The sequence below is a fragment of the Burkholderia sp. AU44665 genome (assembly GCF_030504405.1).
Classification (GTDB): Bacteria; Pseudomonadota; Gammaproteobacteria; order Burkholderiales; family Burkholderiaceae; genus Burkholderia; species Burkholderia semiarida.
Window position 1 is genome coordinate 17,494 of the sequence record NZ_JAUJRI010000022.1, and the last position, 13,804, is coordinate 31,297.

At 64.6% G+C, this 13,804-nt stretch carries 13 protein-coding genes; 4 read left to right on the forward strand and 9 right to left on the reverse strand.

Annotation, left to right across the window (positions count from 1 at the left end):
• Positions 1–15: 15 nt before the first annotated feature.
• On the reverse strand, positions 16–891 hold the full coding sequence (locus tag QZM15_RS28330; protein WP_059577589.1) for a LysR family transcriptional regulator: 876 nt from the start codon (positions 889–891) through the stop codon (positions 16–18).
• A 162-nt stretch (positions 892–1,053) separates the two neighbouring features.
• On the opposite strand from QZM15_RS28330, the gene QZM15_RS28335 reads away from it, so the two are divergent.
• Together QZM15_RS28335 and QZM15_RS28340 are read left to right on the forward strand one after the other, a co-directional pair.
• The gene (locus tag QZM15_RS28335; RefSeq protein ID WP_302107701.1) at positions 1,054–1,998 is read left to right on the forward strand and encodes a hypothetical protein; all 945 of its coding nucleotides are present in this window, start codon (positions 1,054–1,056) and stop codon (positions 1,996–1,998) included.
• A gap of 28 nt (positions 1,999–2,026) precedes the next feature.
• Positions 2,027–3,277, forward strand: coding sequence for an acetyl-CoA carboxylase biotin carboxylase subunit family protein (locus QZM15_RS28340; protein ID WP_302107702.1), 1,251 nt, complete (start codon positions 2,027–2,029; stop codon positions 3,275–3,277).
• Between the two features lie 175 nt (positions 3,278–3,452).
• Here the strand turns inward: QZM15_RS28340 and fumC are convergent, their stop codons facing one another.
• The 5 genes from fumC to QZM15_RS28365 form a co-directional block, all read right to left on the reverse strand.
• Entirely contained in the window at positions 3,453–4,838 is a 1,386-nt protein-coding gene (gene fumC, locus QZM15_RS28345; RefSeq protein WP_302107703.1) for a class II fumarate hydratase, read from the reverse strand.
• 161 nt (positions 4,839–4,999) lie between these two features.
• On the reverse strand, positions 5,000–5,830 hold the full coding sequence (locus QZM15_RS28350; RefSeq protein ID WP_302107704.1) for a hypothetical protein: 831 nt from the start codon (positions 5,828–5,830) through the stop codon (positions 5,000–5,002).
• Between the two features lie 118 nt (positions 5,831–5,948).
• Positions 5,949–7,178: a pyridoxal phosphate-dependent aminotransferase gene (locus QZM15_RS28355; RefSeq protein WP_059577574.1), complete on the reverse strand. Its 1,230-nt coding sequence runs from the start codon at positions 7,176–7,178 to the stop codon at positions 5,949–5,951.
• A gap of 126 nt (positions 7,179–7,304) precedes the next feature.
• On the reverse strand, positions 7,305–8,126 hold the full coding sequence (locus QZM15_RS28360; protein WP_059577571.1) for a hypothetical protein: 822 nt from the start codon (positions 8,124–8,126) through the stop codon (positions 7,305–7,307).
• Positions 8,127–8,163: 37 nt separating this feature from the next.
• On the reverse strand, positions 8,164–9,360 hold the full coding sequence (locus QZM15_RS28365) for an MFS transporter (protein WP_089466203.1): 1,197 nt from the start codon (positions 9,358–9,360) through the stop codon (positions 8,164–8,166).
• Between the two features lie 95 nt (positions 9,361–9,455).
• On the opposite strand from QZM15_RS28365, the gene QZM15_RS28370 reads away from it, so the two are divergent.
• Positions 9,456–10,349, forward strand: coding sequence for a LysR substrate-binding domain-containing protein (locus QZM15_RS28370; protein WP_302107734.1), 894 nt, complete (start codon positions 9,456–9,458; stop codon positions 10,347–10,349).
• An 8-nt stretch (positions 10,350–10,357) separates the two neighbouring features.
• Here the strand turns inward: QZM15_RS28370 and QZM15_RS28375 are convergent, their stop codons facing one another.
• The 3 genes from QZM15_RS28375 to QZM15_RS28385 are packed head-to-tail and all read right to left on the reverse strand — an operon-like array spanning position 10,358 to position 12,654.
• Complete coding sequence (locus QZM15_RS28375; protein WP_089466204.1) at positions 10,358–11,563, reverse strand: MFS transporter; 1,206 nt, start codon at positions 11,561–11,563, stop codon at positions 10,358–10,360.
• Positions 11,560–12,009, reverse strand: coding sequence for a hypothetical protein (locus tag QZM15_RS28380; protein WP_302107740.1), 450 nt, complete (start codon positions 12,007–12,009; stop codon positions 11,560–11,562). The genes QZM15_RS28375 and QZM15_RS28380 overlap by 4 nt, the downstream gene beginning before the upstream one ends.
• A gap of 30 nt (positions 12,010–12,039) precedes the next feature.
• A complete protein-coding gene (locus QZM15_RS28385; protein ID WP_302107705.1) occupies positions 12,040–12,654 on the reverse strand; it encodes an NIPSNAP family protein in 615 nt (204 codons plus the stop codon).
• A gap of 96 nt (positions 12,655–12,750) precedes the next feature.
• Between QZM15_RS28385 and QZM15_RS28390 the strand changes: the two genes are divergently transcribed.
• Positions 12,751–13,671, forward strand: coding sequence for a LysR family transcriptional regulator (locus QZM15_RS28390; protein WP_059577555.1), 921 nt, complete (start codon positions 12,751–12,753; stop codon positions 13,669–13,671).
• Positions 13,672–13,804: the final 133 nt, after the last annotated feature.

Consider the following 13,804-nt stretch of genomic DNA (forward strand, 5'->3'; position numbering starts at 1 on the left):
CGCGGCGTGCCCGTGTCAGCGCGCGAGCAGCGCACCGGCCTGCCGGCCGAGCACCGCACGCAACGCGTCGAGTTCCGGCAGCGCGGGCGTTTCGTCGGGCGTGACGAGGTAGGTCGTCACGCTGTCGAGATCGTCGAATGCATGCGCGCGCAGTTCCTTGCGCGCCACGTGCTCGGTCGTGATCCGCTTCGGCAGGATCGCGACGCCCATCCCGGCCGCCACGCAGCCGAGGATCGCGCCGAACGTGCCGAACGACGACACCGATTCGATCGCGACGCCGCGCGCCTTCAGCCAGTGCTCCGCGACCGCGCGGTACGGGCAGCCGTCGTGAAACGCGAGCAGGCGCACCGCGTTGTCGGCCAGCAGTTGCCGGCGCGTGACGGTCGCGGCGCTCACCAGCACCATGTCCTCCGCGAACGCGGGCTCATAACGCAGCCCGGGCCGCACGACCGCGCGTGCGGTGAGCGCCGCGTCGATCCGGCCGCGCAGCAGCGCATCCGCCAGATCGGGCTCGCTGCCGATCTGCACCGCGAGGCCGAGCGCCGGGTCGCGCTCCTTCAGCGCGGCGGCCAGCGCAGGCAGCCGCGTGGCGGCCGTGCTTTCCATCGATCCGAGCCGGAAGCTACGGGCAACCGGCGTTTCGCGCACCACCTGCGTCGCTTCGTCGACGAGACGCAGGATGCGGTCGCAATACGGCATCAGCCGGCGCCCGGCATCGTTCAGCACCAGCCGCTTGCCATGGCGGTCGAACAGCGGTGCGTCGAGCGATTCCTCGAGCTGACGCAGCCGCGCCGTGACGTTCGACTGCGTGCAGCCGAGCCGTTCGGCCGCGCGCAACGCGCTGCCTTCCTGCACGACGGCCCGGAAAGTTTCGAGCAATGGGATGTTCATATCAGTTTCTCTTGTTACCGATTCAGTTTATATCATTTTACTTCTCCCACCATCCGGATTAGCCTAGCGCGTATTCCGTGCCGGCCCCTTCCGAGGAATCCGCATGCCATTCGCTGCCCGCTTCGGCTTCACTCCCGTTCGCCGCCGGCCCGAGGTTCGTCCATGCGCGCACTGATCGCCGCGCTGGTGCGGCGCGGCCCGACCGTGCTCGCGTGCGGCGTCGGCCTCGGGCTGCTGGTGCCGCCGCTCGCGGCGCTCGCGCGGCCGCTGATGCCCGTTACCGTGTTCCTGTTCGTGCTCGGCACGCTGCTGCGCGTCGAGCCGAGCGCCGTGCGCGCGGTCGCGCGGCGCCCCGCCGTGTCGCTGCTGCTGCCCGCGCTGACGATGATCGCGTGCCCGATCGCGCTCGGCGTTGCCGCGCAGATCGCGGGTTTGCCGTACGACTGGGTCGTCGCGCTGGTGATCGCGTACTGCGCGCCGCCGTCGAGCGGCACGTCGACGATTGCGCGCATGCTGTCGCTCGACGCCAGTGTCGCGCTCGTCGCGACCCTCGCGTCGATGGTGTTCGTGCCGCTGACCGCGCCGCTGCTGACGGCCTGGTTCAGCCACGACGCCGCGGTGTCGATCTCGCCGTCGAGCCTCGCGCTGCGGCTCGCGCTGCTGATCGGCAGCGCCGAGGGCGTCGCGCTGCTCGTGCGGCGCCTTGCCGGCGCGCGGCTCGCGCGCCATGCGACGCCGATCGACGCGACCGTCGTCGTCGCGCTGCTGATCTTCGCGCTCGGCACGATGGCCGGCATGCAGCAGTCGATCATCGACGCACCGCACCGCGCACTGGCGGCGATCGCGCTTGCATTCGCCGTCAACGCCGGTTTCCAGATCGTCGCGTACGGGCTCACGCCCGGCGATGTCCGCACGCGCCTGAACGTCGCATTGATCGTCGCCAATCGCAACGTCGGGCTGATGTGGGCCGCGCTCGGACTGGCCGCCACGCCGACCATGGCGCTCGTGTTCGCGTGCGCGCAGTTGCCGATCTATACGTTGCCGCGCGTCGTTCAGCATCTGCTGCCCCGCCTCGAAGCGCAGCGCCTGCGCCGGCGCGCACGCTAGCTCTCCCGTCCTCGATCAAGGATTCACCATGAAGCGACTTATCGTGATCGGCGCACGCGCCACCGGCAGCAGCGTCGCGCTGGTGCGCGCCGCCCTCGCGCGCCAGGTGGCCGTGACCGTCGTCACCGCGCCCGGCCATCGTCTCGACGGCGTGTTTCCCGCGGGCGTCGAGACGGTCAACCTCGCGCCCGACGCCGACCAGCTCGCCGGTTGGCTGCGCGCACGCTTTCCGGACGAACTCGACACGCTGCGCGTGACGACCGCGCACGACACCTATGCGCGCACCGCCGCATGGGTTGCCGATGCGCTCGGGCTGCCCGGCCCCGATGCGCGGCACGTCGCGCACGCGGTGTCGAAGTCGAACCAGAAGGCGTTGCTCGCCGCGCACGGCATCCCGGCCGCGCAGTTCGTGTCGGGTACGCTGGCCGCGCCGGCGGCGCTCGCGGCGGCCGCCGCCCCGTTGCGCTTTCCGGTCGTCGTCAAACCGTCGGAAGGCTCCGCGAGCGACGGCGTGCGCCGCTGCGAGGGCATCGCCGCCGTGCGCGCGCAGCTCGATGCGCTCGCCGCCGTGCAGGCCGATGCACGATCGCTCGCGACCGAACGCATCGTCATCGAGGAATTCCTGGAGGGCAGCGAATACTGCGTCGAGTATTTCGACGGCCGCTACGTCGGCGCGCTGCGCAAGCTCAAGAGGCATGGCGCGGGTTTTCTCGAACGCGGGTATACGTCCGAACTCGATCTCGACGCCAACACGCTGCGCGCGCTGATCGACGTCGGCACGCGCGCGACCGCCGCCGCCGGGCTCACGTGGGGGCCCGTGCATCTCGACTGCATCGTGCACGACGGCGTGCCGCACGTGATCGAACTGAATCCGCGCATCGCGGGCAGCTTCATCTGCGACATCGTGCGCGACGGCTACGGCTTCAACGTGGTCGAAGCATTGCTCGACAGGCTCGACGGAAAAACGGTGACGATTCCCGAGCTGTTCGAGCCGCACGCGTATGCGCGCGCCGAATTCCTGCTCGACAGCGATCCCGGTGCGTGGCGCTTCGCGCAGGCCGGCGAGATCGATGACGGGGCGGTAAGGATCAGCTACGGGCCGCAAGTGCTGCCCGATCGCGAACGGCGCGCGTTTCTTTATGTGCGGGTTGCGTTGCCGGCGGTACGCGGTGTTGAGGACGACGCTGGCTCGACGGCTGAGCACGGTGCCGTCGTGGAGCCGACGCTGGCGACAGCACCCTCTCCTGATTTGAAGCCTTCAACTGGAGAAATGGCCTGACGCATGCGCCAGGCCCCCTCCAGAACGATTGTGGCCGTTCATCGCGCGCCCGGCACAAGATCGAGGATTCCATCGATGCCGAGGCATCGCGGCTCGTGCGGCCGTGAATCATGCCCCCGTCCGAACCGGCCTCGACATAGAGCAAACAGCGATCGGTCGCCTCGTCGATACCCTTTCAGGATCGCGTCATGTCGAGCGGCACGACGTATCGGTCGAAATCCTCCGGCTCGACGAATCCCAGCGCATTCGCGACTTCCCTCAGCGATTTCCCTTCGCGGTGAGCCGTCTTCGCAACGATCGCTGCGTTGTCGTAGCCGATGTGACGATTGAGCGCGGTGACCAACATCAGATTCTTTTCGAGGTTCTCGTCCATCTGCTGCAGATTGGGCTCGATGCCGACCGCGCAATGCACGTTGAACGCGCGACACGCGTCGGCGAGCAGCGTGATGCTCTCCAGCACGTTATGGACCATCACCGGTTTGTACACGTTGAGCTGGAAATTTCCCTGGCTCCCGGCGAATGCGACGGTCGCATCGTTGCCGAATACCTGCGTGCAAACCATCGTGAGCGCTTCGCATTGCGTCGGATTGACCTTCCCCGGCATGATCGACGAGCCTGGCTCGTTCTCGGGAATATGAATCTCGCCGATCCCGCAGCGCGGTCCGCTTGCCAGCCAGCGAACATCATTGGCGATCTTCAGCAGTGCCATCGCGAGCGTTCGGATCGCCGCGGACGTGCTGACGAGCGCGTCGTGCGCGGACAACGCAAAGAACTTGTTGGCCGACGACCGGAACGGATGCCCCGTGAGTTCACCGATGATGGCCGCGCACGTGTCACCAAACAGCGGATGCGCGTTCAGCCCCGTGCCCACGGCCGTGCCGCCGATCGCGAGATCGTACAGCCCGGTCAGATTGGTTCGAATCGACGCGAGCGAATAGTCGATCTGCTTCACCCAGCCGCCGATCTCCTGCCCGAACGTGATCGGCGTCGCGTCCTGCAAGTGCGTGCGCCCGACCTTCACGACGTCGAAATACCGCTCGGATTTCTCCAGCAACGTATCGCGTAATGCCATCACGCTCGGAAACAACGTGTCGAACAGTTCCGTGACGACCGCGATATACATCGCAGTCGGAAACGTGTCGTTCGATGACTGGCCGCGATTGACGTGATCGTTCGGATGAATCGGCGTCTTGCTGCCGAGCACCCCGCCCTTCATTTCGATTGCGCGATTGGAGATGACCTCGTTGACATTCATGTTCGACTGCGTTCCCGAGCCCGTCTGAAACACCACCAGCGGAAAATGATCGTCGAGCGCCCCGGAGATCACTTCGTCCGCCGCCTCCGAGATCGGGATGGCGATCGCCTCCGGCAATTCGCCGAGCTTGAGATTCGCCAGCGCCGCGGCCTTCTTCAGGATGCCCATTGCATGGATGATCGATCTTCCCCACTTGAAGCGGGATTGGCCGATCGGGAAATTCATGATGGAACGCTCGGTTTGTGCACCCCAGTATTTTTCCGACGGGACCTGGATGGAACCCATCGAATCCGATTCGATACGCATGTTTGTTGACCTCGATTCAGTCGCTCGCCGCGGCGAGCGTTGGACTCATTCATCTGGCGAAGCAGGATGCGAATGCATTCGCCGGCAGGCACTGGCGGCTTCCCGCTCCGGCCTCGCCTATCGCGCCGGGATGCGGCCCGCCGGCTCGTTTCCCTGGCCCGTTACGCGCGGAGCACCGATGCCATCTTTCCAAGGTGCTCGCATGCCCGGATCACGTACTCGTCGGACAGCATGCCGATACGGCGATAGTTGATCTCCTGGTTCGACGCTTCCGCATAAAGCGTCAGCGCGTCGGCCGCGTGCCTGAAATGCCGCGCTTCGACGCTTCCGCAATGCACGCTCAGAAACGATGCGATCCGGTTGACCTCGGTCGCCGTGACCGAGAAGGACTCGCGTATCCATTTCTTCCACATCGGCGTCATCAGGTTGTATTCGCCCGTATTGAACAGCTCGGTCATCGCCATCATCTCGATGGCCTCGATCAGGTCCGGTGCGAGCGGGCGCTTCTGTCCGACCCATGCAGAGAATTCCTTCGTGACAGGATCGAGAAACCGGTCCTGCAGGCGCCAGTTGTCCGAACCGCAGATGGCGGTTGCCATCCGGTGATACAGCTTCGAATGGTGTGGATGTCCGTGCAGCTCGCCGAGGCCGATATCCTCGACGATGATCTCGCCGCAGTGTCGCGCGGCTGTCAGCATCTTCACCTTGTTCCGTTCGCCATCGAGCGACTCGGATTCCTGCAGGAGACGCACGATGATGCTCGATACGGCATGGGCGGCGCCATCCGGGCTGCGCCATCCGCAAAAAAAGGTACAAAGCGAGTCGGTGCTCCATTTTCCCGACGTGATGCCTTCATAGGTCTTCCGGTATTCGCGCAACCTGTCGCGATTATTTTCGAAGCCGGTCAGCAGCGCGTCGACGAGCCGCCTGTCCTCCACGTCGATCAATGCGTCGTTGACGTAATCGATGAATGCGTGCGTCGAATGCTCCATGTCTTCCTCCTCGATTGATGAATGTGTCGATCGTGATGAGGCTTGCACGATCGGCGCCCCCAATGTCGGCGCTACTCGACAAGCCGATCGGGCCGTGTGGCGGCGCCAACCGTCGGGTTCAATCGACGTCGATCTCCGCCACGAACCGGCCGAGGCGAAGCAGGCCCTCGATCAATTCTTCATGTTCGATTGCATAGGAGATCCGGATGCAGTTTGAATCGCCGCAGCCGGCGCCCGGAACGACAGCGACGTGCGCTTCCGTCAATAGCAGTTCGGCGAGATGGTCGACGTCGCGGATCCGCTGCCCGCGGTAATGGCGGCCCAACTTTTCCGAGACATCGACGAACAGGTAGAACGCGCCTTCCGGCGGGGCATAGGCGACGCCCGCGATCCGGTCCAGAAACGTGCGTGCCGTGGTCAGTTGCTGCTCGAGGAACCGGTTGATCTCCGCGATGAATGCGTCGGAACCGGACGTGATCGTGCTCAGCGCCGCGTACTGCGACAGGCTACTGGGATTCGACGTCGTATGCCCCTGCAGATTGTGCATCGCGGCTATCACGTGCGCCGGCGCACACGCGTAGCCGACGCGCCAGCCAGTCACGGCCTGGCTTTTCGAAAACGAGTCGACGAGGACCGTCTGTCGCCTGAGCGGCTCGAAAAGCGACAGGATGTTGTGATGCTCGTGCGGATGCCTGACGAGATGCCGATAGCACTCGTCGAACACCACCCAGATTTGGCGGTCGAACGCGAGCTTTGCAATTCCAAGCAACTGCTCGCGCTGATAGACCGTTCCCGTCGGGTTGTTGGGCGTGTTGATCACGATCATTCGGGTTCTGTCCGTCAGCGCGCCCTCGACCGAACGCCAGGTCAGTCGGTACTGATCGGCCTGCGTGTCGACGCAGACGGCCGTCGCACCGGCGAGCCGGATCTGGGTCGGAAAGGTCTCCCAATAGGGAGTCGGAACGATCACTTCGTCACCGGGGTTCAGCAGGACCATCGACGCATTGAAGAGCGCCTGCTTCGCGCCCGCCGTGACGGCGATCTCGTCTGCCGTGAACATCGCCCCGCATCGCCGGCTCACGCTTTCCGCGAGCTTTTCTCGGAGTTGGGGCAATCCGATCGGCGGCGTATAACGATTGCGCCTGCTTTCCACCGCATCGATCGCGCCCGCCTTCATGGGCGGGCATGCATCGAAAGAAAGTTCTCCGGCAGCGAAATTGATGACCTTGACGCCACGGTCCTTCAATGCGTTTGCTTTGCTGCGCATGCTCGACGTGCCCGGTGCGGTAACGCTGCGCGCACGGTCCGACAACGGCAACTCGATTTGCGGGATGTCGCGTGTATTCATGTCGTCGTAGGCGAAAACCAATGAAATGGAGCCACGGCAAGGCGAGCCGGTCGTGGGCTTCGCCTCAGCAATCAGTTATGCGAACTGAATCCGGCAGGTCGGCACCTGGGCCGACCCCGCACTGCGTCAGACGAGCGCTTGCGCGCACTCGCGCATGACGGTCGCCTTGCGACGCAGGTAGTCCTGGAACAGCGTCGTCGCGGCCGATGCGTCGATCGTTACCTGCATTGCGTCGGCGAACGCGTTGACCGCCTGTACGGCGTGCCCGAAGTGATTGCTCTCGGTCCCGCCGGTATGCACGGTGACCCACGCGACGATGTGGCGCACGCGATCGGCCGGAATGCCGACGTGCGTGTGGAACCAGGATTTGTAGAGGTCGTGGATGAACTCGACTTCACCGTGCGTGTAAACCTCGTGAACCAGCGTGGTAAGCAGGCCGAGGAGGATATCCCGTTCCTTCAGCCGCTGACGATCCGTCCAGTCCTTGAATGCCTGCGCGGACGGAAGGCAAGCGGACTTCAGCAGCCACGTGTCGTCACCGCACGCAGCCGTCGCCATCGTATAGAAGAGATCGGCATGGAGCACGCCGCCCAGCGCGCCGAGATCCTCGTCGGTGATGCGCTGCAGGCTCGCGCATACGTCATGAAGCTGGTTCGACGCCGCCGAACCGGCGTCGGAGCGCGCCAGCAGCGTGATCCGGTTTGCAAGGCCGGAGACGCTCGCCGCGGAATTGTTGGTCTTCGACCAGCTGGCGAAAAAGGTGCGAAGAGCCGGCGCCGAATAGCCGCGCTCCGTCAACCGGCGGAATGCACCTTCGATGTCCCGAAGCGCCTCCTCCTCGGCCGAGAAGGCCGCAACGAGCGCCTCCTTCAGGACGCCGCCTTTCATCCCGTTAAGCACAGGCGTGACGATATCGAGCAACCCCGCTTGCGATTGAAACGTTTCCATCCTTTTCTCTCCGGTTCTAGATGTGATTTGAAGCGAACTACCGGGTCAGCCGCACTTCGGGTGAGCGCGGTCTGCCTGCGCTGGCGGGAGGCATCCCGCGCCAGAAGAAAAACACGAGCGCGCCTGCGAGCGCCTGTGCACCGACGACGAATGCGACGCAGCCCACCCAGCCCCAGCGATTCCACGCGGGAACGGGCAGGACCGAGCCGAGACTCCCGCCGAAGTAATAGAAGGAAAGGTAAATGCCGATCGCCGTCGATCTTGCACCCCGCGCCACCCGCGAGATGAACGCGTTGGCCGACGCCTGCTCGACGAACACCGCGGTGGAACTGAGCGCGAGCCCGATCAGGATCGCGATGACGCTGCTCGACACCGTCAGCAATGCACCGACGATCGCGAGCCCGGTCGCCGCAAGGGCGAGATCGCGCGGGCCGCGTTGCGCCGCGACGCGGCCCGCGAGCGGCGTGACGACGACCGCGACGAGAAATACCGCATAGATCGCGCCGATCTCGACCGTATCGAAGCCAAATGGCGCACGGGCCAGCCGCAGTCCGACGAAGGTGAACGTCGCGACCTGCGATGCAAGCACGCATGCGCCGACCAGGAACGACGCGAGCAGCGGGCCGCGCGTCAAGAGCGTCCAGCGAGATGCCGACGCACCTTCGTCGTCCGGACGCGCGGCGCCGGCCGCCGGCAGGCACGCATGGATCGCGAGGCCCGTTGCCAGACACAGGAACGCGATGACGTCGAGCGCGTGGCGCCAGCCGAACGCGGACGTCAGGCTATTCGTCACGAAACGCCCGGCGAATCCGCCGAGTGTCGTGCCGGCGACGAAGAGCGCACTGACCTCCGTCGCCGCGTCGTGGCTGAAGACCTCGCCGATGCACGCGATCGAGATCGCGAAGATGAACGGCATCAGCACGCCCGCGGCAAAGCGGGCGGCGAGGAACGATGAAAAGCTCGCCGCGTGCGCAGACCAGAGAACGGGAAGCGCACACGCGACGGCGGCGCACGAAATGACCGTTCGGCGATCGAAGCGGGCGGCCAGCGCGCCGACGAACGGAGCGATAATAGCGACCGCCAAGGTGGTGGCGCTGACGCCCTGGCCGGCTTGTTCCGGGCTCACGTCAAATGCCGCGGCAAGTTCGTGCAGGATGCCCTGAGTCGAATAAAGATTGAGAAAAGCCGCAAACCCGCACAGGAAAAATGCGGATCGAATGGTTCTGTTGCCCACTGGTGACGCCCTGTCTGGTTTGTGTGACAGTCTGACGAGTGGGCGACACGCGCGCCAATACTGTTTTCGTGGCCATTGATACCGAAACGACAAAAATGCTCGACCTACGCCGCCTCCGCTATTTCGTGACCGTCGCCGACGAATTGCACTTCGGACGCGCGGCGTTGCGTTTGCGTATTGCCCAGCCGCCTTTGACGCGCCATATCGCCGCGCTGGAAACCGACCTCGGTATCCGGCTGTTCGAACGATCGACGCGCGCGGTCCAGCTCACGCCGGCAGGCGCGCTGTTTCTCGAACACGCGAGGAGCGTCATTCATGCCGTCGACGAGGCGGAGGCAACGGCGCGCAAGATGGCGCAAGGCATGGTCGGCCGTGTCGTGATCGGCTATGCGAGCTCCATTCCGATGTCCGACGCGTTTTCGGACATCATCCGCCATGCGAGCCGCAGCATGCCGGAAGTCGAGTTGGCGTTTCGGGAAGTATCGACCGCGAGTCAACGCCAGCAGATCGCCGCCGGCACGCTGGACGTCGGATTCGGTTGGGCCGCGGCAAAGACGTCGGAAGCGCGCATCGGGTCCCTCATCGTGTCGAGCGAGCCGCTCGTCGCCGCGGTTCCGGCCCAGAGCCGATACGCGGGCAAGGCGACGATCGAGTTCCGTGAACTCGTCAACGAGAACTTCGTCACGTTCCCCGCGGGCTACGGTTCCGCGCTGAACGCGGCGCTCGACGATCTGTGCGCCCGCGAGGGCGTTGCGCCGCGGATCGGGCCTACCGCGTCGCAGATCACGACGCTGGTGTCGCTGGTGGCAGCGGAACGCGGCGTCGCCATCGTGCCCAGCTTCACGTCGACGTTGCAACGCTCGGGTGTCGCTTACGTGCCGCTGGCGACGCCGCATGTTCTCGAATTGGTCGTCACGTGGTCCGAACCGTTTTCGTCAACATGCGTCGAGCAGTTCATCGAGTTCGCGAGGTCGGTCGCAGCCGGCTAGGACAGGCGCTATGCTTCCAGGCCCTTCTGCACGTACCACGATAACGGCAGTGTCAGCAGCAGGACCGAGGCCAGCGCCAGCAGCGCGGTCGGGACGCCCGCGACGTCGCCCAGACGGCCGAACAGAACCGGCGACAGCGCGCCGCCGCCGATCGTGCCCGTATAGAACAACGCGAACGCCTGCTCGCGCTTGCCGACGCCGGCCAGCTCCGGCACGACACCGTAGAGCACGGACGATGTTCCGTTCAGCGCCAATCCAAGCAGCGGGAGCATCGCCATCATCGCGAAGAGCGGCGAGAACACGGCGAGCACGATCAACAGCGACGTGGCGGACTCCGTGAGCCACACCGTCTTCATCATCCCGATGCGCGCGCCCAGATAGCCGCAGAACAGCTTGCCGAACGCGCCGCCCACGAACAGCAACGTCAGCGCGAGACCGATACCGGCAGTGCCGGCCCCTTTGCTTTTGAGGAGGAACGGCAGGAACGTCAGAAAGCCCATCCGCACGGCACTGTCGAGGGTGCCGGTCGCGAGCAGCGCGTGCAAGCCGCCGGCCGAACCGCTGCCCGCGGGCGTTTTCGGCGTCTTGTCGCGCGCCGCCCGCGACGAGTCGCTCGACGGAATCAGCCACCACAGCAGGCCCGCTGAAACCACGCCCAGCACGCCGATCAGCGTGGCGCCGGTTCGCCACGTCACGACCGTCAACAGCAGGCCGATCAGGCCGGGTATCAGCGTCTTGCCGATGTCGCCGGAGAAGTTGTATTGAGCCAGCGCCTCCTTCACGCCTCCGCCCGCCTCGTAGGAATCGGTGACCATCGACGATGCGAGCGGATGCTGCGTGCTGGCGCCCAGTCCGCCCAGTACCAGCGCGATCAGCAGTACCGTCAGCCCGCCGGCCTGCCCCGCGATCAGGTAGGCCATGCCCGCGAGGGCCGTCCCGGCCACCAGCAAGCGCTCCCGGCCCCAGCGCCGCGCTGCCCGGCTGGCGAGCAACTGAAAACCCGCCATCACGCCGGAATAGAGCCCGCGCAACAAGCCGATCTGCGCGTAATTGATCGCGAACTGCGCCTGCCAGATCGGCAGCAGCACGTAAATGACGTCGGTCAACCCGTCGTGCACGGCGTGTGCGCCGCAAGCGGCGATCAGCGAGCGGCGACGGGAGGAATCGGGGCCATTCGGGGTCTCGAGAGAGACTGCGTGTTTCAAATCGCTCATTTCGGTGATGGTGTGCCGACTGTCGGTTGCGGTTCGCCGCCACTCCTGGTCAACGGCTTGAACAGCGACCTGATATCGAGGTACTCGCTGATCGCGCACTGTGACCGACCGCGCGTGGCAAATCGTGAATGATAGACCAGGACGACATTCTGGCATCCCCCCGAAAATTTCGCCGAACGCATGGTCGTGGTCATGGTCGAGCGATTTCTCGATGCGTAAATGTTGAACGGGCCGATGACCGATTTGGCGCACTGAAAACACGTGACATCCAGCGCGGGCGGTGCAACGCATGTTTGCGAGCGCAACGCATGAACGTCATCGCGATGACGGGCGTGATCAAGGAAGAGATGTGAAAGGACGAGTTGAAGCGGTTTCCGTTGCGGCGTTTCGTCCGGCGCGTCGCAACATGGCTTCTCGATGCCGTCTCCGTGGATATCGCTTGGCATTGCTTACCGCATCCGGCACCCACGGCGCCTTCAACGCAACGGCGACCACGCCTCCGGCAGGCCGATCGTCGACGTCGCCCTTTCGATCTGCTCCGGCCCCCCTGCCGGCGGCCACAGGCCCGCTGCATAGTGTTGCTTTCGCAACGCCATGCGTGCTTCCAGACTCGGGAATCCCCAGATGTGCGTGATGCGCGGCGGCCCATCGAGCGCATACATGTTGCAAACGAGATGCGACGTATAGGCTTTGGCCGGGCCCACCGCACGTTCCCACGCGGAAAGGGTCGGCGCAATTCCGCCGGCTTTCAGCCAGTAGCGGCGAATCTCGTAGAAGCCGCCCAATGCGCCCGGTTCGATGTCGGGTAGAAAAGGAAACAGCGCATAGCTTTCCATGTCCAATCGAACGGATGCGCTTTCAATCCCGAAAGGTCGCTCGGCATGCAATGCCCGATCGCGTTCATGCTGCAATTCATCCCTCGTCCCGAAGCCGCGCAGCACGACGATCCGCGATAGCTCGCCAATTTCCGTGCGCCATGCGCCAAGCAGCCTTCCTTGCGCGTCGGCATTCGATACCCACCGATGCGCACGGCGGGACACCGTATCCTGGTCCTGCAGCGGACACGACAACGTCGTGAGTTCGTACAGCATTTCTGCCCTCCTTTCGCTTGCATGTCGCAATGTATTTCCAAAACGATGGCCGATAAACGCGCATCACCTTGAAACAGAATCCAGTACCATTGCGCAATGGATCTCCTCAAGGCGATGGCCGTATTCGTCCGCATCGTGGAAACGGGTAGCCTGACAGCGGCCGCGCAAGCGTCCGGTCTGTCGCCGACCATGGTCGGCAATTACCTACAGGCCTTGGAAACCCGGCTCGGCGCGGTCCTCGTTCACCGCACGACCCGCAAGCAGAAAGTCAGCGCGTTCGGCCACGCTTACTACGAGCGATGCGTCGAAATCCTCGGTCTGGTCGACGACACGGAACGGCTCGCGCTCGATCATCTCCAGCAGCCACGCGGGCGTTTGCGCGTGACCGCGCCCGTCGTGTTTACGAACGAGTGCCTGATTCCCGCGCTCGCGGACTATTACCAGCGCTACCCGGAGATCAAGCTCGATATCGTCGCCACCGACTCGCTCGCCGATCTGTTCGACGAAGGTTTCGAGGCAGCCATTCGCATCGGCGCGATCGCCAACCCCGATGTCGTGGCGCGTCCGTTGGCGTCCTATCGGCTGGTGCTGTGCGCGTCGCCCGCTTACGTTCACGCACATGGCGCGCCCACCACGCCGAACGCGCTTGGCGAACATCACTGCCTGACGTACGCGTATCCGCCTCGGTCGGCGTGGCACGCGGCACAAACTCAATGGATGCTGGAAGGTCCGGATGGGCCGATGAGCGTCGCCGTGGACGGCAGACTGAAAATCGACAATGCGGAAGCGTTGCGCCGGGCGGCATTGAGAGGGCTGGGTATCGCGATGCTTCCTTCCATGTTGATACGCGAGGACATTCGCGACAAGCGCCTCATCGAGATCATGCCGGACTTCGCCGCCCCCGAAAGGTCGATGAATCTGCTGTATCTGCAAGAGAGGCAGCAATCACCGAAGCTTCGTAGCTTTACTGAATTCGTGGTGGACCGGTTCGGCGCCGAAACGGTCCACGGGATCTGATCCGGCTGCGGCCGATCGCGAAAGACGCCGTATTGCATCGGCACCTCGCGATTTCAATCCGATGTGCGTTTCCGTTCTCGCCCACCGCGAGCGTTGATCCACACCGGCCCGCGAGGCAATAGCGCCGAGGCGA